13 protein-coding genes and 1 pseudogene are annotated in these 20978 nt (G+C 73.9%); 12 read left to right on the top strand and 2 right to left on the bottom strand.

Annotated features, from left to right (window positions below):
- The first annotated feature begins 365 nt into the window (after positions 1–365).
- Both KGD84_RS30960 and KGD84_RS30955 read left to right on the top strand, forming a co-directional pair.
- Positions 366–746, top strand: coding sequence for a hypothetical protein (locus tag KGD84_RS30960; RefSeq protein WP_220563832.1), 381 nt, complete (start codon positions 366–368; stop codon positions 744–746).
- Positions 743–1219: an ATP-binding protein gene (locus KGD84_RS30955; protein ID WP_338151196.1), complete on the top strand. Its 477-nt coding sequence runs from the start codon at positions 743–745 to the stop codon at positions 1217–1219. Before KGD84_RS30960 ends, KGD84_RS30955 begins: the two co-directional genes overlap by 4 nt.
- A gap of 2577 nt (positions 1220–3796) precedes the next feature.
- On the opposite strand, the gene KGD84_RS30950 is transcribed toward KGD84_RS30955, so the two are convergent.
- Complete coding sequence (locus tag KGD84_RS30950; RefSeq protein WP_220563830.1) at positions 3797–4183, bottom strand: hypothetical protein; 387 nt, start codon at positions 4181–4183, stop codon at positions 3797–3799.
- Between the two features lie 206 nt (positions 4184–4389).
- Between KGD84_RS30950 and KGD84_RS30945 the strand changes: the two genes are divergently transcribed.
- The 6 genes from KGD84_RS30945 to KGD84_RS30920 all read left to right on the top strand — a co-directional run bounded on the left by KGD84_RS30945 (position 4390) and on the right by KGD84_RS30920 (position 11018).
- Positions 4390–4719 carry a hypothetical protein gene (locus KGD84_RS30945; protein WP_220563829.1) on the top strand — a complete coding sequence of 110 codons (330 nt, stop codon included), beginning with the start codon at positions 4390–4392 and terminating at the stop codon, positions 4717–4719.
- A gap of 34 nt (positions 4720–4753) precedes the next feature.
- The gene (locus tag KGD84_RS30940; RefSeq protein ID WP_220563828.1) at positions 4754–5047 is read left to right on the top strand and encodes a pore-forming ESAT-6 family protein; all 294 of its coding nucleotides are present in this window, start codon (positions 4754–4756) and stop codon (positions 5045–5047) included.
- Between the two features lie 61 nt (positions 5048–5108).
- A complete protein-coding gene (locus KGD84_RS30935; RefSeq protein WP_220563827.1) occupies positions 5109–6086 on the top strand; it encodes a TNT domain-containing protein in 978 nt (325 codons plus the stop codon).
- A 92-nt stretch (positions 6087–6178) separates the two neighbouring features.
- Entirely contained in the window at positions 6179–7504 is a 1326-nt protein-coding gene (gene eccD, locus KGD84_RS30930; protein ID WP_220563826.1) for a type VII secretion integral membrane protein EccD, read from the top strand.
- 11 nt (positions 7505–7515) lie between these two features.
- Positions 7516–8400, top strand: coding sequence for an ATPase (locus tag KGD84_RS30925; RefSeq protein ID WP_220563825.1), 885 nt, complete (start codon positions 7516–7518; stop codon positions 8398–8400).
- Between the two features lie 932 nt (positions 8401–9332).
- Positions 9333–11018 (top strand): hypothetical protein, encoded by a 1686-nt coding sequence (locus KGD84_RS30920; protein WP_220563824.1) that lies wholly within the window; start codon positions 9333–9335, stop codon positions 11016–11018.
- A 253-nt stretch (positions 11019–11271) separates the two neighbouring features.
- On the opposite strand, the gene KGD84_RS30915 is transcribed toward KGD84_RS30920, so the two are convergent.
- Positions 11272–11979, bottom strand: coding sequence for a hypothetical protein (locus tag KGD84_RS30915; protein ID WP_220563823.1), 708 nt, complete (start codon positions 11977–11979; stop codon positions 11272–11274).
- A 191-nt stretch (positions 11980–12170) separates the two neighbouring features.
- Between KGD84_RS30915 and KGD84_RS30910 the strand changes: the two genes are divergently transcribed.
- From KGD84_RS30910 to KGD84_RS30895, 4 genes and pseudogenes are all read left to right on the top strand, one after another.
- Complete coding sequence (locus KGD84_RS30910; protein ID WP_220563822.1) at positions 12171–14990, top strand: sigma-70 family RNA polymerase sigma factor; 2820 nt, start codon at positions 12171–12173, stop codon at positions 14988–14990.
- A gap of 194 nt (positions 14991–15184) precedes the next feature.
- The gene (locus KGD84_RS30905; protein WP_220563821.1) at positions 15185–16807 is read left to right on the top strand and encodes an NYN domain-containing protein; all 1623 of its coding nucleotides are present in this window, start codon (positions 15185–15187) and stop codon (positions 16805–16807) included.
- A gap of 32 nt (positions 16808–16839) precedes the next feature.
- Positions 16840–17403: a hypothetical protein gene (locus KGD84_RS30900; RefSeq protein WP_220563820.1), complete on the top strand. Its 564-nt coding sequence runs from the start codon at positions 16840–16842 to the stop codon at positions 17401–17403.
- 1165 nt (positions 17404–18568) lie between these two features.
- Positions 18569–20920: pseudogene (locus KGD84_RS30895) on the top strand (ribonucleoside-diphosphate reductase subunit alpha); the annotation flags it as partial.
- Positions 20921–20978 lie beyond the last annotated feature (58 nt).

The raw sequence follows: 20978 nt of genomic DNA, 5'->3' as shown, positions 1-20978 counted from the left end.
CGGCCGGTGCCCTAACCTGGCCGCATAACCGCATATAGGGGCCCCGCGGTGTTTGTAGAACACCCGAGGCCGTGGCCAGCAACTCAACCCCTTGAAAGAACAGGATTGCCAGCGTGCACCAGTTTAGCGCTGCGCTCCTCGAGTGCGCCTTCGGACTGCTCGGAGTGCTGTTCCGCGTCTCCCGTGGCCGGCATGCCCGGCCCACCGGTTTCTCCGCCTTCCGCCGCAGGTCGAAGCGTGTCCGCCGCTACGCCGCCGACCCCGCTCCCGCCGTTCGGCCCCTCCCGGACCGGCCTCCCGCCGCGGTTCGGCTCCGAGGGCTGGACCGGCCCCGGGAAGTCTTCCCGGCCGGTGAGATCCCGCTCGTGCGCCCCTACTTCGTCGCCCACGAGCGTTCCGCCGCCCGCCGCGCGGAAGCCCCGCACGCGGCCGCCGACGAGCACGAACTCGTGCGCGTCCAGGAGCAGGCCCTCGCCCGCCTCCGGAGCTGGACCACTCCGAACACGTCGCACCCCCAGATGCCGACCGCAGCCCCGACCGCCCCTGCGGCCGCTCCCGTCCCCTACATCCCGCAGTCCCGGCCCGCTCCTCCGGGGGACCTCCTCGCCCCGGAACCGGAATTCCCCTCCGGCCTCATCGCCCCCGACCGCAGCCCGGGGTTCCAGGTGGGGGATGGCTTCGAGGAACTGGCCGCTGTCACCCGCCGATGGCTGGTGCAGCAGGAGCGACGGGAGGTGCGGGTGTGAAGCGCGCACCGATCGGGAGGACCTGGCGCCACCGTGTCTACAAGGGGCACCTCGCCCGGTTGACCGCCGTACGCCGCGACCTGGTCAGGGATCTGGCCGGATTCGATTCCGACCTGACCGAAACCCTGGTGCTCTGCGGGAGCGAGCTGTTCGCCAACGCGGTCAAGTACACGGCGTCGGGGGCGCGCGGCGGCCGCGTCGTCCGCACCCTGTGGACGGACGGGCGCGGCGGGGTACGACTCGGGTTCACTGACGAGGGCTGCGGCGGCACGCTCCCGGAGATCCCGAAGGCCCGCAGCGCCGAGGAATGGGACTGGGCGGAGGGACAGCGCGGTCTACTGATGGTCCAAGAGTTGTCCACAGGCTGGGGATATCTTTCGCTATGTCGGTGGGGTGACCTCGGGCACCACATCTGGGCTGACTTCGGTCCCGTTCGCCCCGGTCGTCCCACCTGCCCCGAAGGCACCACCTGAACCTGTCCGATGATGGGGGACGCCGCCCACTCGGGCCGCGTCCCCACTGCCCGTCGGGGTGTCGGTCGCGGGTCCGATACCCGCCCCATGGGCGTCTCGGAGCCTCTTCTTCCGCGTCCGGGATGGTTGTCCACGGCCGGAGGAGACTGCGGCGCCTCCGCCTCAGGAGGCGAGGGCCACGGGTGGCCTTCCGCCTTGCGCCGGGGGTGTCCCATGCTCTTTCAACGCTGTGGTGGGTGGCGGGTGTCTGTTGGGGGCCGAGCCACTACCGGAGGGCGGATCGTCTCCTTCGGCCCCAGGGGGTGGGGGTGGGCGTTCCCGCTGCCCCGGACACGTGGGGGTGAGGGCTGCGCGTACCTGCCGGCCCCGGCCGCAGAGGGTTCCTCACCCGCCTGGAAACCTCGGCCACAGCCGGAAGGCGAATCGCCTCCTGTGCCGCAGGGGGTGTCCTACCCGACCGGAAACCCTAGCCATAGCCGTGTCAGGCCAGTGGGGTGCCCGGCCCCAGGGGGTGAGGGCTGCGGGAGGCCTCCCGCCCTGGCCTCAGGGGGGTTGGTGCACCCGATCGGGGCCTCGGCCCCAGGGGGTGAGGCGGACTGTGAGGTTTCCAGGACGGTCACCATGTGGGGTGGGCGGTCTGTGGTCGCAGCCACGGGTGACTGGTTTCCAAGAGCCCGATCGCTTGGAGGGTACAGTCGCGGAGCGTGGATCCGTCCCCGCGCAGTCGGCCTCCGGCAGAGCGCCGGGCGGTTTCGTTGGGCGCGCACCCGGGGTGGTGGGGGTGCGCTTTCCGGGGACGGGTCCGCGCGAGGTGCGCACACCCGCACCGCCTGGAAAGGTTGTGGGCGCCGGCGGCGGTGCGGGCGCTCCACGCTGGTGCCTACTCCCGCGGATGACCGCGGTCCCGGTCAGTGCCGGGGGTGAAAGCCGCACGCACCCACAGTCCCCAGCCATAGGGGGTGTGGGGAGGAGGAACCGCAACCCCCGCCCCAGGGGGTGTTGCCGCACGTACCCGCAACCCCAGCCCCAGACCGGGCACAGGACCGCACACCTCAGCCCGGGGGGTGAAAGCCGCGCGTACCCACAGCCCCGGGCCCCAGGGGGTGGGGGAAGAAGAACCGCGAACCTTCGCCCTGGGGGTGAAGGCCGCGGGTGCCCGCGGCATCAACCCGTGGGGGTTGGGGAGGAAGGATTGCGCCCCCGCCGCAGGGGGTGGAACGTGCACGTGTCCGCGACCCCCGCCCAGGCCCGGAGGAGAGACCGCGTACCTTGCCCCCGCCGTAGCCGGGGTCGCGGTTCTTCCTCCGACCTGGGGCCGAGGTTGCGGGTACGTGCCGCTTTCACCCCCTGAGGCGGGGGTCGCGGTCCTTCCTTCTCACACCCCCTGGGGTGGAGGTCGCGATCCGGTGCCCGGGCTGTGGCCAGGGTTGCGGATACGTGCGGCAACACCCCCTGGGGCGGGGGTTACGGTCCTTCCTCCCCAACCCCCCTCTGGCTGATGCCGCGAGTACCCACAGCTCACACCCCCTGCGGCCAGGGCCGCGGTCCTGTGCCCGGTCTGGGGCCGGGGTCGCGGGTGCGTGCGGCTTTCACCCTCACTCCCGTCCGTACCGCGGTTACGTGCGGGAGTAGGCGGCTGCGTGGAGCGTCCTCACCGCCGCCGGCGCCCCCAACCTTTCCAGGCGGTGCGGGTGTGCGCGCTCCGGGTGCACCCGGCTCCGGCAGTCACACCCCCACCACCCGCCACGTGCGCCCAACGATTCCCCCCGGCGGTCTGCCGGACACCGACTGCGGCCGGGGCCGGGCCCACCCGGTGCGGACCGCCGTTCCCAAGCGGCCGGCCTTTTGGAAACCTACAACTACCTCGGCGAAGACCCCCTATGGCCAGGGACCCCACTGGCCTGACACGGCTGTGGCGGAGATCCCGGTCGGGTGAGAAACCCCCTGCGGCGGAGGTGCTGCGATGCCCTCCGGTTGGGGCCAGCCACCCCGGTCGGGTGGGAAACCCCTTGGGGCGGAGGCGCTGCGACGCCCTCCGGCTATGGCCAGCCCTCGGGTGGGGATCCCCCTGGGGTGGAGGTGCTGCGATGGCCTCCAGGTGTGGCGGGCCACCCCGGTCGGGTGGGGATCCCCCTGGGGTGGAGGTGCTGCGATGGCCTCCGCCTGTGGCCGGCCACCTCGGTTGGACGGATAACCCCCTGCGGTGGAGGTGGTGGTTCGCTTTCCTGCTGCGACGGGCCACTCCGGTCGGGTGGACGACCCCCTGCGGCCAGGACCCGCAGTCACGCGCGGCCCTCACCTCCGGGTGTCCGGGACGGCGGGAGCGCTCATCTCGACCCTCTGGGGTCGAAGGAGATGATCCGCCCTCCGGTAGTGGCTGGGCCCCGGACAGACCCGCCCGTCACCCATCACAGCGTTGAAAGAACATGGGTGGCTGAAAGGACACGGTGCGTCCCTGTGAGCAGGGCTCGTGGGTGTGCGGGGCCTTGGCCTACTGCGGCCGGGGTACCCATCGCCCCCGGTCCCGGCCCCCGCCCCTGCGCCGGCTGTGGCTGGAGCCCCAGGAGCCCGGGGCGCTCAGGGTCGCGCGGCGTGGTCCCCGCCGGGCCCGCCCCCGTCGTCCGCGGGTGGCCGTGGGGCGGGGGAGAAGGCGGAGGGGCGGAAGATCGGCGGAGGCTCGGCGTCGTCCAGCGGCTCTATGTGACGCGAATCACTCTCGAGCGGATCCTTCTCGGCGATCGTCGACCACAGTTTCCCCAATGCCGCCCGGGCCGTTGCGATATCCGCTTTGACCTGCGAATTCGTTCGCTCGGCAATGCGCTCTATCCGATGGCGCGCCGGGTCGTCCGACGCCGGTTCCCCGGTCCCTGGATCCGCCGGGGCGGGCGGCCCCGCGGCCGCTTGCGCGTCTTCGCCCTCCGGAGCCTCGTCCTGGTCTTCGGGCTCCACGACCTCGAACTTCACCGCCGCCACCCCTTTGTCCACAGGTCGCCGACATGTCTATTTCCCCGACCGTGACCGCTTGTAGTATGCAGATCCTCCCTATAGGGGCTACCGGGTTCCTTGTGCGGCTCCGCGGTCGTTCTTCTGAACTGTCGGCACGCTGTGTGCATCCTCCTTCTACGAGGCGACAGCTTCGCGAGGACCCCCGAGAAAGAACAGGTGAACGGATGTCACGTTGGGAAATGGGCGACACCACGCTGGCCACTCTGGGGCAGAACACCTCGGGCTCGGGCGATGAGCTCAGCTCGCTGATCCAGCAACTCGTCCAGGCGGCCGAGCCGCTCGTCGGCAAGTTCGACGGTGCGGGCAAGAGCGCCTTCGACTCCTTCAAGTCCCGGACCGACGAGATCACCGCGGACCTGCGGGCCGGGCTCGGCTCCATCCAGGTCGGCCAGGAGGGCATGAACACCGCGTTCGTCAGCGGTTCGGACACCATGGCCGACGACGCGAACGCCAACATGGGCGCGGCCAACTTCGACGCCGCCAAGTTCCGCTGATCCGCCGGTCCCCGAACCCCCGAGGAGCTTCCAGATGAAGAACGCTTACGACGTCGGGGCCTCGCAGGAGGCCCAGGGCAACATCAACACCATCATGAACAGGCTCGAGGCCATCATCGGCGAGCGCGACACCGACGTCAGCGCCGCCATGGCCGAGTTCGAGGCCACCGGTGTCTCCGAGGAGTACAGCGGCAAGGAGCTCAAGTGGCACAACGCGGCCAACGAGGTCCGGGAGATCATCCGGCTCGTCCGCGAGACCCTCGAGACCAACGACTCCACCGCACAGGAGACCCTGAGCCGCGCCAACTCCGCGGTCCAGAACATCTGACGCCGCATCCGGGCCCCTGAACCGGGCACCGGAAGGGAACGAGAACCGACGAGGAGCACGGGTGGCCCGCGACTACGACAGCCAGCTGCTGGAGTCCGTCGCCGTACGCCGACAGCGACTGCGCGAGGCGGTGCTTTTCGGCGGGCAGCGCACCCGGCGTCGCCTCGACGAGAACATCGCCAAGGTGATGATCAGCGCCTGCCTCGCCGCAGTGGTCTGCGGCGGGACGGTCGGCTGGTCGTTCGTCAGCCACCAGCTGGGCGCCCAGCGCATCGAGCGGGAGCAGGAGGCCTCCGGCCCCGCCAACCGCGCGCTCCCGTCCACGCCGGGCGCCTGGGTCGGAGCCGAGGTCGGCTTCGACCAGCTCCGTACGGAACTCGACGCGGCCGGGGTCCCCGAGAGCCTCTACGTGCTCCCCGGGGACCCGCGGCCCGAACCCGGCACCGTCGACAGCTACTACCTCGTCACCGAGGACGAGGAGGGCTACATGGCGGTGTCCGTCATCGACTACGACCAGGGCCGCCCCGGGCCCGAGTTCAGCACCGAGGACGAGGCCGCGCGCTGGCTCCACCGGGAGCTCGCCACCACCGAGGACGACCCGCAGCGCCTCGGCACCGCCGAGGAGGCCGAGATCACCGAGGCCACCACCGAGCTCGTCGCCGAGATCCGCGAGAACCTCGAACAGCGCAGCGGCGGCTCCTACCTGCACACCCTCGAACCCGGCGACGTGGTGGACGCCTTCGGCCAGGAGAGCGGGCGCCGCCTCTACCCCGACGGCACCCCCTTCGCCGAGCGCGGGCTCCCCGAGTACGCGCGCACCGACGCCGACGGCGCCCCGCTCTACCACCGCTACCGGGTGATCCACCCCTTCCAGGTGACCGCGACCACCGCGTCCGCCGACGGCGGAGCGCCCGGCGGCGGCCTCCAGTTCACCCTCGACACGGCCGGGTTCGGCGAGGTGCCGCCCGTGCCGACTCTCCGCTGGCTCATCGGCAACGGCTACGTCGAACGCGTCGCCGTCACCGATGTGCCGGCCTGACCCCGACCCGCCGGGCCCGCGTGCCCGGAGCCCGGAACGACACCGCGCCCGGCGCGGCCGCAGAACAGCGAACACAGCAGGATGGGAAGGCCATGACCGCTTGGAGCCGCGTGACGCTCGTCGGCGAGGAGCGCAGGGTGGACGCGGTCCTGCCCGCGGGCGAACCCGTGGGCGCGCTCATGCCGGAGGTGCTCGAACTCCTCGGCGACCCCGTCGAGAACCCGGCGCGACTGCGCCACCTGGTCACCGCGTCCGGGACCGTCCTGGACGGCGAGGCCACCCTGGCCGACCGGCAGATCACCGACGGCGCGGTGCTGCGGCTGGTCCGGGCCGAGGAACCGGTGCCGGCACCGGTCGTCCACGAGGTGCCCGAGGCCGTGTCCAAGGCCATCGACGACCACAGCGGTCGCTGGAACCCCGTGGCCGCCAGATGGACGGCGACCGGGTCGCTCGTCGCGCTCGCCCTCACCGGCGCCTGGACCGCGCACCTGTACGCCCCCTCCACCGGCGGCATGATCGGCCTCGCCGTGGCCGCCGCCCTGCTCATGGTGGCCGGGGCGGCCATCGGCCCCACCTGGCGCGAGGCGCTGGGCACCGCGCTGTCCATCACCGGGGCGGCCGTCGGCGGGCTCACCCTGTGGCTGGCCTGTGACCTGTTCGGGTGGCCCGAGTGGGCGCGCTGGGGCGGGCTCGCCGCCCTCATCGCCGTGCTCGTCCTGCTGCTCGGCCTCACCTCCGGCCTGGGCCGGGGCGGGCTCACCGGCGGCGGCACCGGCCTGGTCCTGGCCGTCGTGTGGTCGGCGGCCGCGGCATTGGGACTGCCCGCGTACCAGGTGGCCGCCGTCATGACCGTGGCGTGCGTGGTGCTGCTCAGCCTGCTGCTGCGGCTGGCCCTGATGTTCTCCGGGCTGGCCGTGCTCGACGACAGGCGCAGCTCCGGCGACCCGGTGACCCGCGGCGACGTGCTCGCCTCCGTGGCGGGTGCGCACCGCAGCCTCGTCATCGCCACCCTCGCGGTGGCCGTGGCCACCGCGACCGCGGGCATCGGGCTGGCCACGCACTTCGACCCGTGGACGGCCGGGCTGTCCACGGTGCTGGCCATCGTGGTGGCCAGCCGGGCGCGGCTGTTCCCGCTGGTGGCGCAGAAGGCGGCGCTCACCGCCGCGAGTCTGGTGGTGCTGGCGGCGTTCCTGTTCTCCTGGACGCAGGCGTACTCGTGGGGTGTGTGGCCGGCGCTGGGCATCGCCGTGGCGGTCGCCGCCATCCCCGTGGTGGTGCTGTCGGCGGAGCAGCCGGAGCACGTGCGGGCCCGGCTGCGCGGGGTCACCAGCAGATTCGAGGCCGTCGCCGTCGTGGTGCTGGTGCCGTTGGCGATCGGGGCGTTCGGCACCTACCAGCGCCTCCTCGGCACGTTCTGAGCGGGGGACCGATGAACACCGAACAGGTCGGGCAGAGCGTCGCACCGGTCTCCGGCGACCGGTGGGCGCGCCGGATGGGGCGGGCGGTGCTGCGGCCGTTCCGCCCGGTGGACGAGGTGGCCCGCGCCATCGCCCTGGGGGCCGGACTCCAGCGGTCCACGGCCACCGGCCGGCGGATCGCGGTGGACGACCTGGGGACGGGCGCCGACGCCGCGGTGGTGGCGGCGCTGATCGCCCGGGCGCTCGCGCACTTCCGCCACGACCGGGTGCTGGCGGTGGACGCCACCGGGCGGGAGCCGTCGCTGGCCACCCGGCTGGGGGCGGCGGGCCCGGGTGACCTGGCGCAGGCCGACCCGGGCACCTTCGAGACGGTGTGCGAGGGGCTGGGGGAGGTCACCGACCGGCTGTGGACGGCGCGCACCGACCCGGTCGACGCCAACGCCTACGCGTCGGGGCTGCTGCCGGTGTCCCGGTTCTTCGGGGTGACCCTCGTGGTGGGGGAGCGCGGCGGGGGTTTCCTGGAGACGGTGGCGCCGGGCGCGCACGCGCGGGTGCGGGTGGTGCGGGCGACCCGCGACGCGGTGCTGCGGGTCGGCCGGGAACTGGACGTGATGGCGGCCGAGGGACGCGCTCGGGAGGCGGAGCGGACCGTGGTGGTGGTCTTCGACCAGGAACGTGGCGAGGACCGGGGACTGGACGTGGCGCGCACCGCGAAGATCATCGCCGAGAGCGGTGCGGAGGTGATCGCCCTGCCGCACGACCGCCACCTGGCGCAGGGGACGGAGGTGCTGCCGCGCCGGATCGCGGAGAGCACGCACCGGCTGGTGCAGACGGTGGCGCTGGCGGCCCTGGACCGAGCGATCGACGGCGGCCCGAGCACGGGGAGCGGACGATGAACCGGTACGAGCAGAACCCGGAACCCGACGAGGGGGAGCCGAGCCCCCGGACACCCGACATCCCGCCCCCGGCCTACGCCCGACCGGATCCGAACGCCCCCTCGGGTGCGCAGCCGGGATGGGGTGCGCCCTCGGGCGGCCGACCGGACCCGGATGCTTCTTCGGGTGCGCAGCCGGGGTGGGGCGCCGACCGGGGGCACCCGCACACGCCCTCTGGAGCGCAGTCGGGTTGGTTCCCGGCGTCCGAGCACGCGCGTCCGGATGCTTCTTCGGGTGCGCAGCCGGGGTGGGGCGCCGACCGGGGGCACCCGCATACGCCTTCCGGTGCGCAGTCGGGCTGGTTCCCGGCGTCCGAGCACGCGCGTCCGGATGCTTCCTCGGGTGCGCAGCCGGGGTGGGGAGCTCCCTCGGGCGGCCGGCCTGCTCCGGGAGCTCCGTCGGGTGCGCAGCAGGGATGGGGTGCCGAACAGGGACACACACCCTCCGGGGCACAGCCGGGCTGGGGCCCCGCGCAGGGGCGGCCGCAGCCGAACGCCCCCTCGGGAGCACAGCCGGGATGGGGTGCGCCTTCGGGCGGTCGGCCCACACCGGCCGCAGGCCCGGGCACGCCCCCCGACGGTCGGCCGGCGCCGGGTGCCCCTTCGGGCGGGCCGGCTTCCGGCGCGCAGCAGGGCTGGTTCCCCGCCTCCGACCACCCGCAGCCGAACGCTCCTTCCGGTGCGCAGCCGGGCTGGGGGGATCCGTCCGGTGCGCAGCGCCCCGCGGGGCCCGGTGGACCGGGCCGCCCCTACGGGCAGGCGGGCCGGGGCTCCCCCTCGGGCGAGCAGTCCGGATGGGCGGGTCCCTCGGGCGGGCAGCAGGCTCAGGGCACCCCCTACCCGGGTGGCGCCGCGCAGGGCGGAGGCCCTGGCGCGCACGGGCACCAGGGCTTCGTGCCGGGACGGCAGCAGTTCGAGCGGGAGCAGTCCTGGGAGGGACTGCCGCCCGCACCGTACTCCGAGGAGGCCTCCGGCCCGCAGCAGCCGCCGCGGACCTTCGCGCAGGACTCGGTCGTCGAGGCCTTCCTCAGCGGCACGCCCATGCCCCAACGTGAGGCCCCGCCGTGGACCCCCGAGCCCCCGCGCCCCGAACACCGGACTTCTGAGCCCCCGCGCCCGGAACCCCGGTACGACGTTCCGGGGCCCCAGGCCTCGGTCGCGCCACCTGTTGCCCCCGCCCCGGAACGACCACGGCCGGAAGCGCCCCCGGCCGAGGGCTGGACCCGCGCTCCACGTGTGGTCGGCCCGCCGCGCCCCGCCGACCCGAGCGTCGTCAACGTCTTGGGCGAGGAGGAGGCCGCCGACCCGGACGCCGAGGAGACGGACGTCTTCCTGGTCATGGGCGCCGACCGGCGTGCCCGCGCGGAGAAGAAGGAGGAGGGGGAAGAGGAGGAGCCCCGGCACGGCGCCGCGCCCGAGGAGGAGCCTGCGGCCGAGACGCCCGAGCCCGAACGCGCACCCGAGCGCGAGGAGTCCCTGCTGTACCGCGGGGTGTCGCTGTTCGCCCCGGAGGAGGACGGGCGCCCCGCCGCCGCACCGGTCGAGGACACGGCGGCCGACGCCGGTGCGCCCGCGGTCGCGGAGGAGCCCGAGACCGCCGTCGAGCCGCAGGCCACCACTGGGGACCCGACAGGGGAAACGGTCCGTCTGGACGCTGAGGCCCTCGCCGCTGTCGATGCCGCCCGTGCGGAGGTGGCGACCGGTCAGGTGCCGGATGAAGACGTGGTCCGTTCGGGTGTGGAGGGTTCGGCGGCTGTTGAGGCTGCTCGTGCGGTGGCCTGGGAGTCCGGGGCTTCTGTGCCGGAGGTTGAGGCAGCTCCTGTGGAGGCGCCGACCGACCAGGACCCGGCGGGGGAAACGGTCCGTCTGGACGCTGAGGCCATCGCTGCCGTCGACGCCGCCCGTGCGGAGGTGTCGGGCGAGGCGGTTCCGGTCGAGGACGCGGTCCGGTCGGATGCGGAGGGTTGGGCGGCTGTTGAGGCTGCTCGTGCGGTGGCCTGGGAGTCCGGGGTTTCCGTGTCGGAGGCCGAGGCCGCTCCTGTGGAGGCGCCGACCGACCGGGACCCGGCGGGGGAAACGGTCCGGCTGGACGCCGAGGCCATCGCCGCCATCGACGCCGCCCGAGCGGTCGCCGAAGGACCAGGCCCCGCCGCACCGCACCCGCGCGGTTCCGAGGGGGCCGCACTGCCCGGGGCGGTTGAGTCCTCGGCGGCGCAGGCGCCCGTCGTGCCGCCCGGTGCGGCGGACGGGCGTCCCGGCCCCGTGGCCCCCGCAGCGGAGGCCGGCGTGCGGCCGCGCACCGCGGTGCCCGCCGAGGACTCCGGCGCGCGGGCGGCGGGCGGCCGGTCCGCGGCCGGGTACCTCGGGGTCCCCGGGGTGCTGTCGGAGCGGGGGGCGGCCGGCGGGACCGGCGACGCGGCGTCCGCGTTCCTGTCCGGGCGGGGCGCGGAGTCCTTCGCCTCGCTGTACGCCGCGCCCGGCGGCTACGAGCAGCGCCTCGCCGCCGTCAAGCCCGTGCCGACCTCGGTGTGGAAGCGCACCGTCTTCGCCGTCACCCGCGGCCGGGTCAACCCCGGCTGAGGTCCCGTCATCGGTTCACGCGACGAAGGAGGCGCGCCCACCTCCCCAGTGGACGCGCCTCCCGGGGCGCCCTGACGGCGCCCCCGTCGCCGGACGGCGCGGACCGCCCCTCGGGGCCAGAAGGTCCGCGGTCGTCGCCCGGCGGGGCCGCCCCGGTCCGTCCCCTCAGCGGAACCAGGTCGGCCCTACCGCCCCGCGCCGGGCCCAGCCCCCCTCAAGGCGGGCCACGCGGCACGGGGCGGCGCTCATACGGTCACGGCGACCGACCCCCCAACCGGTCGATCAGCGCCAGCGCCCCCTGGTGCGTGGCGGGCAGCGGCGTCGCCCATACCGCCGCCCCGTGCTCCCAGCCCGTTCCGCTGCGCAGCCGGTCCAGTTCGCCGTCCAGGTCGGGCCGGTCCAGGGCGAGGACCGCGATCCGCCCCCGCCCCAGCACGCAGACGGACTCCCCGCGGGTGAAGAACCGCGACAGCTCGTACGCGAGCACGATCATCCGCGCCGCCCGCCGCCACGGGTCCAGCGCCGGGTCGAGCAGCACCACGACCAGGCGGTGCCCCGTCCCGTCCGTGTTCCGGTACAGCTCGCCCAGCCGGGTCCGCAGGTATTCGGGTGTGCCCAGCCCGGTGAGCGGGTCCAGGCAGGTCTCCCGGTCCCGCCCGGCCTCGGCCCAGCCCTCGGCCAGCGCCCGGACCAGTTCCAGGGGAGGGTCGCACCACCCGGCGACCTCGGTGAACGCCGCCAGGTCGGTCAGGCTCTCGCCGATCCCCAGCCCGGCGCGCGCCCGGGCCTGGCCCAGCCGCGCGCACGCCTGCGGCAGGTCCCCGCCGGTGAGGAACGCCGCGCACACCAGGTCCACGGTCGGCGTCCACCAGTCCTCCGGCGACGTCCAACCGGTCTCCCGGCTCCTGCGCTCCCACGGGGCGCGCAGTCCGCGCACCGCCACGGTGTCCGTCTCGGCCATGCTCTCCTCCCCTCCCGGCGCGCGGTCGGGCCCGTGCCCCCGCAACAGGCCCTTCCGCGCGCTCTCACCCTGATTACGGAGATCGGTGGCGGTGATGACGCGGATACGGGATATTTCTTTGACGTGTTTTTTCGCAGGCCGGGAACCCCTACTCCTTCGGCCCCCATCCCACATGAGAAAGGGACGTTCGGGTGTCCGACGCCGAGGCTGACCACACCGAGGTACTGACGGGTGACGCCGAGTACATCCGCCGTGTGCGGGAGGGCGAGACCTCCGCATACGCCGTGCTGTACGAACGCCATGCCGCCTGCGCCCGCGGCCTGGCCCGGCAGCTGCTGCGCGGTGACGCCGAGGTGGAGGACGCGGTCGCCGAGGCGTTCACCCGGGTGCTCAGCGTCATCCAGCGGGGCAAGGGCCCGACGGACTCGTTCCGCCCCTACCTGCTCACGGCGGTCCGCAACGCCGCCTACGACCGCGGGCGCGGGGAGAAGCGCCAGGTCGTCACCGACGACATGGAGAGCCTCGACCCGGGCGTCCCCTTCGTCGACCCCGCACTGGAGGGCCTGGAGCGCTCGCTGATCGCCCGCGCCTTCCTCTCGCTGCCCGAACGCTGGCAGGCGGTGCTGTGGCACACCGAGATCGAGGGCGCCAAACCCTCGGAGGCCGCCGCGATCCTGGGCCTGAACCCGAACGGCGTCGCGGCCCTGGCCTACCGCGCCCGGGAGGGCCTGCGCCAGGCCTACCTCCAGATGCACCTGGCGGGCGGCACCGTCGCCGAGGCCTGCCGCCCCACGGTGGGCCTGCTCGGCGGGTACGTCCGGGGCGGCCTGTCCAAGCGCGACACCGGCAAGGTCGACAAGCACCTGGACGGCTGCGCGGACTGCCGCGAGGTGTACGCGGAGCTGATGGATGTCAACGTCGGCCTGCGCGGGGTGGTCCTGCCCCTGGTCGTCGGCGTCGGCGCCACCGGCTACCTGGCCCTCACCCCGGGCGGTGCGGCCACGGGGGCCTGGTGGGGTCGGATGTCGCGCCGCCAGCAGCAGGCCACGGCGGGCGGTGTCGCCGCGGCCGGAGTGGCGGTCGCCGCCGCGCTGGCCCTGGTGGCCGGCCAGACCCCGGTCCCGCCCGAGAACGAGGCCGCCCCGGACCCCTGGTCCCCGGTGGTGCAGCCGCCCGCCGCCGCGCCCGACCCGGACACCCCGCCCGGGGCGCCCCGGGCTCCGGGCGCCCCGCCCGCCGCCCCGTTCGCCGACCCCCGGGACCCGGACCCGCAGTCCCCACCGCGCCCGGGCGAGCCCGACCCGCCCCCGGCGGTGCCGCCCGCGGACGTCCCCGAGGAGGAGGTCCCGGCGGAGGAGGCCCCCGAGGCGCTGTTCGCGGTGGGCATCGACCCGGTGGGCGCGCTGGTCCCGGGCGGCTCCGGGATCATGGTGCTGGACGTGCGCAACCTGGGCGCGCCCACGCTCGCCGAGGTCGTCGCCATGATCACCCTGCCCCCCGGCGTGGACATGGTCTCCTCGGGCGGCGCGGGCAACGCGGTGCGCATGGCCGACGGCGAGGGCGACTGGAGCTGCGCGGCCGACTCCGACGGCGGCGAGTGCGTGCGCCCGGCGATGGGCGCGGGCGAGAACAGCACCTACTTCTTCGACGTGACCGTCTCCCCGGACGCCCGGCTCGACGTGCCCGCCTCGGCGACGGTGTCGTCGGGCACGGTGAGCGCGGCCGCCACGGGGGAGCGGGGCGTCACCGCCGAGGGCGTGCCCGCCCGGTACGCGACGGCCGGCCGGGTGGCGGTGGAGACCGTCGGCAACTCCCTGATGACCTGCACCGAGCCGGAGGACCGGTGGCCCTGGCCGTGGTGGGGCCGCCCCGGCGCCCCCGGGGCCGAGCCCGGTCACGAGCCCTCGCCGGAGCCGACGGCCCCCCCGGAGGAGGACGCCGATCTGGCGCGCGCCCCCCGCGAGCCGGACCCGGCCGCGCCGGGCCTGCCCGGCCTCGGTCCGGACGGCCCCCTGTCCGGGACGCCGGAGGCCCCCGGGCCGGAAGGGGCCGGTGAGCCCTCCGAGCCGGAGGTGACCCCGTCGGAGCCGGAGGCCGGGACCGATGACGATGCGGTCACGGAATCCGGTGACCGGACCTCGCCGGGCTACGACCCGGAGCCGACTCCGGAACCGACCCCCGAGCCGGAGGAGCCCCCCGCGGACGGCCCGTGCGCCCAGGCGCGCGAGCGCCTGGGGGACGCCCGGGACAACGACAACTGGGTGATGGCCCCGCGCGACGACGACTGGAACCCCACCACCACCGCCTCCAGTTCCGCCACCTGGGCCCTGCCCGAGGGCGGCCGGGTGCGCTGGGCGGGCCTGTACTTCTCGGCGGCGGGCTCGCACGGCTCGCACACCGCGCGGATCAAGGGTCCGGCGCAGGACGTCTACCACACGGTCACCGCCACCGACGTGCGCTCGGCCGAGCTGCCGGGCTTCCCCGCCTACCAGGCGTTCGCCGACGTCACCGAGATCGTGCGGGCCCAGGGCGGCGGCCAGTGGTGGGTCGCGGACGTCCCGGCGATGGAGGGGCGCGCCCTCTACGCGGGCTGGAGCCTGGTGGTCGTTCTGGAGGACCCGTCGATCGGCTCCTACAACCAGGCGATGGTCCTGGACGAGACCGGGGCGGTGTTCCACGACGCGTCGGGGCTGCGCTTCCCGGTGTCGGGCCTGCTGCCCGCGTCGGTCCCCGCGCAGGTGGACGTGGTCGCCTGGGAGGGCGACGCGGACCTGGGCGGCGACCGGGTGACGGTGGACGCGGCTACGGCGGTGCCCGTGGACGGCCACGGGACGGCCGGCAACGTGTTCGCGGGGTCGGCGCGGGGCGCGTCGGGGGACCCGCTGGCCTTCGGCACCGACGTCGTCCGGTTCGCCCCCGTGCTGGGCAGGGAAACGGACATCCGAATCCTGTCGGAGCAGGACGCGGTGCTGGCCGGAGTGGTCGCCCTGGTGGCCCCGATGCGGACCTGAAACCCCGCTCCGGCAACGGGAGCCGGTACCAGGAGAGGCGCCCGCGGGCGCCTCTCCGCGGGTTTCCTCACAGCCGGTTCTCCCAACCGTGACTGTCCGTGTTCACAAGGAGCACGCAAAACCATACAGACTTGGCTAGGCTGTGCCCCGGTCATGGATATGGCCCCAGAGTCAACAGGGAAGGGGGCGATGTCGTGGACCGTTGCGCGTTGTTCGTCGACGCGGGATACCTTCTCGCGGACGGCGCGATGGCCGTGCACGGAACCCGCAACCGGGACTCCGTCTCCTGGGACTACTCCGGTCTCGTGCAGTTCCTCAACGAGGTGGCACGCGACCGCACCGGCCTGCCCTTGCTGCGCTGCTACTGGTACGAGGCGGTCTCCGACGACCGCCGTACCCAGGAGCAGGAGGGCATCGCGGACATCCCCGGCGTGAAGTTCCGGGCCGCGCGGATCAGACCGGGCCGCCGTGAGGGCGTGGAGAGCTACGTCCAGCGCGACCTCACCACCCTGGCCCGGACCGGCGCCCTGTGCGACGTGGTCCTGGTCAGCGGGGACGAGGACATGGCACCGGTGGTCGCCGAGGTCCAGGACATGGGTGTGCGGGTCACCGTCGTGCACGTCTCGGTCGAGGGCAACTGGACGATTTCCCGCGCGCTGCGCCGGGAGTGCGACGACCTCATCGAGATCGGCGCCGGGCACCTGCGCCCGCACGTCAGCCTGCTCTCGGGCGGCTCCGCCCCCCAGGAGACCGCGGCCAAGACCACCACCCCGTTCGCCAACGGCCGGGGGCACTCCGCCCCCGAGACCCCGCGCCGCCCCGTCGCCACCGCCCAGCCGGGGGGCTCCCGGGTGGAGCCGGTCGACACCTCCACCGGCGGCCTGGAGGCGATGTTCGCCGGGACCGGCGGACAGGCGGTCGCCCAGGGCACCGCCATGGAGCAGCTGCGCGCGATGCGCCGCACCCTGGCCCAGCAGCGCGGCGGCGACCACCTCGCCGGACCGGCCACCGAGGGGCGCGGCGGCGCCATCGACGCCAACGGGTTCCCCTCCGGCGGCCAGCCGTCCGCCGCGGGCGGCGGGTACCCGCCGCAGACCGGCGGCTACCCGGCCACCGGGAGCCACCCGTCGCTGCGCGGCGACCAGGGCGGGTACGGCGTGCCCGGCCGGCAGCCGCAGTCGATGTCGGGTCCCCAGCAGGGGTTCTCGGCGGGGACGGGGCCGCAGCAGTCCTTCGCCGCGGGCACCGGCCCCCAGCAGTCGTTCGCCAACGGGACGGGGCCCCAGCGCTCCTTCGCCGAGGACGGGCGCCAGGGGCACGCGCCACCCAGAGCGGGGCAGCCACAGGACCCGAGGTTCCCGGGCGGTAACGAACCCGGGTACGGGGGTGCGAACGACGCAAACCCTACCTATGGGACCAGTACGGCAACTGACTCCGCCTCCCATGGCGGGGTGGGCCCCTACGGGGGCGCACCGCCGACTGGTCCCGCCCATGAGACCGGGTTCGGGACGACCGGATATCACGAATCCCGGCCCGGTCACGGATATCCCCAGCAGACGCCCTCCGTCGCGCATACCGTTGACGAAGCGGTGCATGTCGCGCACCGGGAAGGGAACGACTTCGCGGAGTCGATCGCGCGCGAAGCCCCCGCCCTGTGGGTCGAGGCCGTCCTCGCCCGCAGGCCCCGGATGCCCTCCGACCTGGAGGCGCGTCTGCTCCAGGGGTCCTCGCTGCCGATCGACCACCTGTTGCGCGACGAGGTCCGGGACGGGCTGCGCCAAGGGTTCTGGCAGGCGTTGGAGCGTGCCAGGCGCTAGCGCCGCGTGCGAATGCGGAAGGTGGATGGACGATGCGGGTGACCCGCGTGACGACGGCCGAGCTCGACCGTCTGGAATTCCACGCCGTCCGCTCGGGCGAACACGGCGAGGTCGCCGCGCGGCTCCTCGATCTGGCCAACCGGGTCGACGCCGGGAGCGAGATCTCCCGCGCGGAGCTGTTCGTCCGGGCGGGCGAGCAGTGGGAGATCGCCCAGGAGTACGAGCGCGCCTGCTCCGCGTACCAGCGGGCGATCGACGACGGCGGCCCCACGGTCATCGACGCGCGCGCCCTGAGCGCGGGCGCCCTGCTCCAGCTCGACGAGATGGAGCAGGCCAGAGCGCAGCTCAAACGGCTGGAGAGCGAAGAACCGCGCGGACTCCAGACCTACCTCCACGTCGCCGAGGCGCTGTACGCACACGACGATCTGGAGGGCGCGGAGCGGTGGGCCACCGAGGGGGCGCGCCGGTTCCTCGACCGCGACCTCACGCCCTACGTCCACGACCTGCTGTGGGAGCTGCTGCGGATCCGCTTCCGCATCCGCGCCGACCGCGGCCTGCCCGAGGACGACCTGGACCGCCGCCTCGACGAGGAGTGAGCGGGGGCGGGGCGTCCCCGCCCTCCGCCGTGGCCCCCCGGGGCCACCCGACTTCGCCGTGCCCCCGGGCCGCGATCCGGTCCCGGCGTGCCGTGGCCTCCGCGGCCATCCGACTCCGCCGTGCCGTGTCCCCCTGGCTGCCATCCGGTCCCGCCACGCTGTGTTCCCGGACGACCACCCGGCCCAGCCGTCGTGGCCCCTGCGGCCATCCGGCCCCGCCGTGCCGTGTCGCCGGGCTGCCACCCGGCCTGCGCCCCGCCGCCCCGGCGTGCGGTGTTCCCGGTCCGCCACCCGGCCGGGCCGCCGTGTCCCCGCCGCCGTGGCCCTGGGCCGCCACCCGGACCGGGCCCCGGTGCCCAGCGTGCTCGCGCCCGGCCCGGGACGCCGGCGGGGCGGCGTCAGGGGATGTCCGGGTGTGTCCGGGTACGTGTGCGAAACGCCCGCGACGAAGGTGACCTAGGTCGCTCCAGGCGCTTCCGGGGCCCGCGCGTGCGGCCGGGGCCGACCGGGTACGCCAGGTTCTCCGGGGCCGTCCGGCGGCGCGGTGGCGGGCTTCCCGGGCCGGGGCGCCCACCGCCGCGGCGGGGTCGGGCGCGAACCGCTCCGCGGGAGTCTTAGGCTTGCCACGACCGCCCTCCGACGGGTCGCCCGGACACCCGTGCCGGACCCGCTCCGGACCCCCGGTGACGCCGTTCCACGTGGCCCGATGCGTGCCCCATACCACGCTCCGAGGGCGAGTTCGACGTTCATCGAAGAACGTGAGAAAACGACGACACGCCACTATCTTGGGATGGTTCCTGGCGGCAGCCACAAGATGTAGTATCAACTCCCGCTGGTGCTTCACCCTTCGGGGTGGCAGGGAACGCCGGAGAGATCCCGGGACGGCCCTGCCGGATCAGTGGGACGCGACCGCCGCGACCGGCCCGGAACCCCCGAGTTTCCGGGCGGCCGGACGACGGCCCGCGCGAACGAGAACCGAACACCGGCGCGCACGCATCGCCGTGCTGCGCTTGTAGGGAACGGGGGCTTGGGAGAGGGCGACCCGTGACACACCGCGACGACCGTACGCACCCGGTGCGCCGGTCGCCCAGTGGGCGCCGCACGACCCAGTAGCCACCGTCCCCACCCCGCCGGGACTTCTTCAATTCGAGGTTGGAGCCGCTGTATGACCCTTGACGTCGAGGCCGCGCCCGCATCCGTTCGGCCCGAGCCGGCCACCGAGGGAGCGCCCCCCACCGCGCTCGACCGGATCGAGCACGTGGTGACCGAGGCCTGTGCGCGACTGGCCGGTGTTTCGGCGGAGAAGGTCCTCGCGGAGGCCCGGCGCGGCCTGTACCCCGGCATCCCCGACTCCGAGGTCGAGCTGGCCCTCATCATGGCCGCCCGCAGCTACGTCGAGGTCGACCCCGACTACTCCTACGTCGCCGCCCGCCTGCTGCTGGACAAGCTGCGCAGCGAGGCCCTGAGCTTCATCGCCGGGGCCCCCGACGCCGCCACCCAGACCGACATGGCCGAGCGCTACGCCACCTACCTGCCCGCGTACATCAGCCGCGGCATCGACCTGGGCCAGCTCGACCCGGCCCTGGCCAAGTTCGACCTGGAGCGCCTGGGCAAGGCCCTGCACGCCGACCGCGACGAGCAGTTCACCTTCCTCGGGCTCCAGACCCTGTACGACCGGTACTTCCTGCACAGCGAAGAGACCCGGTACGAGCTGCCGCAGGCGTTCTTCATGCGCGTCGCCATGGGCCTGGCCCTGAACGAGGACGACCGCGAGGCCCGCGCCATCGAGTTCTACGAGCTGCTGTCCTCGTTCGACTTCATGGCGTCCACGCCCACCCTGTTCAACTCCGGCACGGTCCGCGCCCAGCTGTCGTCCTGCTTCCTCACCACCATCGGCGACGACCTGCAGGCCATCTTCCACGGCATCAGCAACAACGCGATGCTGTCCAAGTACTCCGGCGGCCTGGGCAACGACTGGACCCCGGTGCGCGGCCTGGGCTCGCACATCAAGGGCACCAACGGCAAGAGCCAGGGCGTCGTCCCGTTCCTGAAGATCGCCAACGACACCGCGGTCGCGGTCAACCAGGGCGGCAAGCGCAAGGGTGCGGTGTGCGCCTACCTGGAGACCTGGCACATCGACATCGAGGAATTCCTCGACCTGCGCAAGAACACCGGCGACGAGCGCCGCCGCACCCACGACATGAACACCGCGAACTGGGTTCCGGACCTGTTCATGCAGCGGGTGGAGCAGGACGGCCAGTGGACCCTGTTCTCCCCCAACGAGGTCCCCGACCTGCACGACCTGTACGGCACCGCCTTCGCCGAGGCCTACGCCGCCTACGAGAAGGCCGCCGACGAGGGCCGCATCAAGGTCTTCAAGCGGGTCCGCGCCGTCGACCTGTGGCGCCGCATGCTCACCATGCTGTTCGAGACGGGCCACCCCTGGATCACCTTCAAGGACCCGTCCAACCTGCGCTCCCCGCAGCAGCACGTCGGCGTGGTGCACTCCTCCAACCTGTGCACCGAGATCACGCTCAACACCGACGCCGAGGAGGTCGCGGTCTGCAACCTGGGCTCGGTCAACCTGGCCCAGCACGTCGGCCCCGACGGCATCGACACCGAGCGCCTGCGCCGCACCGTCCGCACCGCCGTGCGGATGCTCGACAACGTCATCGACGTGAACTTCTACACGATCCCCGAGGCCGAGCGCGCCAACATGCGCCACCGCCCCGTGGGCCTGGGCCTGATGGGCTTCCAGGACGCGCTGTTCAAGCTGCGCCTGCCCTACGCCTCCCAGGGCGCCGTGGAGTTCGCCGACGAGAGCATGGAGCTGATCAGCTACCACGCCATCGAGGCCTCCATGGAGCTGGCCGCCGAGCGCGGCGCCTACGAGACCTTCGAGGGCTCGCTGTGGAGCCGGGGCATCCTGCCGATCGACTCCGTCAAGCTCCTCGCCAAGGAGCGCGGCGGCGACCTCGACATGGACCGCGGCCAGACCCTCGACTGGTTCTCGCTGCGCGAGAAGGTCAAGAAGACCGGCATGCGCAACTCCAACGTGATGGCGATCGCGCCCACCGCGACCATCGCCAACATCACCGGCGTGAGCCAGTCGATCGAGCCGGTGTACCGGAACCTGTTCGTCAAGTCGAACATGTCCGGCGACTTCACCGTCGTCAACGACTACCTGGTCCGCGACCTCAAGGCCCGCGGCCTGTGGGACGAGGACATGGTCTCCCAGCTCAAGCTGCACGACGGCAGCCTCGGGCTGATCGACCGCGTGCCGGACGACCTGAAGGCGCTGTACGCCACCGCGTTCGAGGTCGACCCCGACTGGCTGGTCGACGCCGGCGCCCGCCGCCAGAAGTGGATCGACCAGGCCCAGTCGCTCAACCTGTACATGGCGGCCCCCAGCGGCAAGAAGCTGGACGCCCTCTACCGGCGCGCCTGGCGCTCGGGCCTCAAGACCACCTACTACCTGCGGTCGCAGAGCGCCACCCACGTGGAGAAGAGCACGATCAAGGGGACGGACGGCCGGCTGAACGCGGTTTCGGCCACCCCGGCGGCCCCGGCCGCCG

It is taken from the genome of Nocardiopsis changdeensis (assembly GCF_018316655.1).
In the GTDB taxonomy this organism is placed as follows: Bacteria; Actinomycetota; Actinomycetes; order Streptosporangiales; family Streptosporangiaceae; genus Nocardiopsis; species Nocardiopsis changdeensis.
This window is presented reverse-complemented; position numbering and strand designations above follow the sequence as displayed.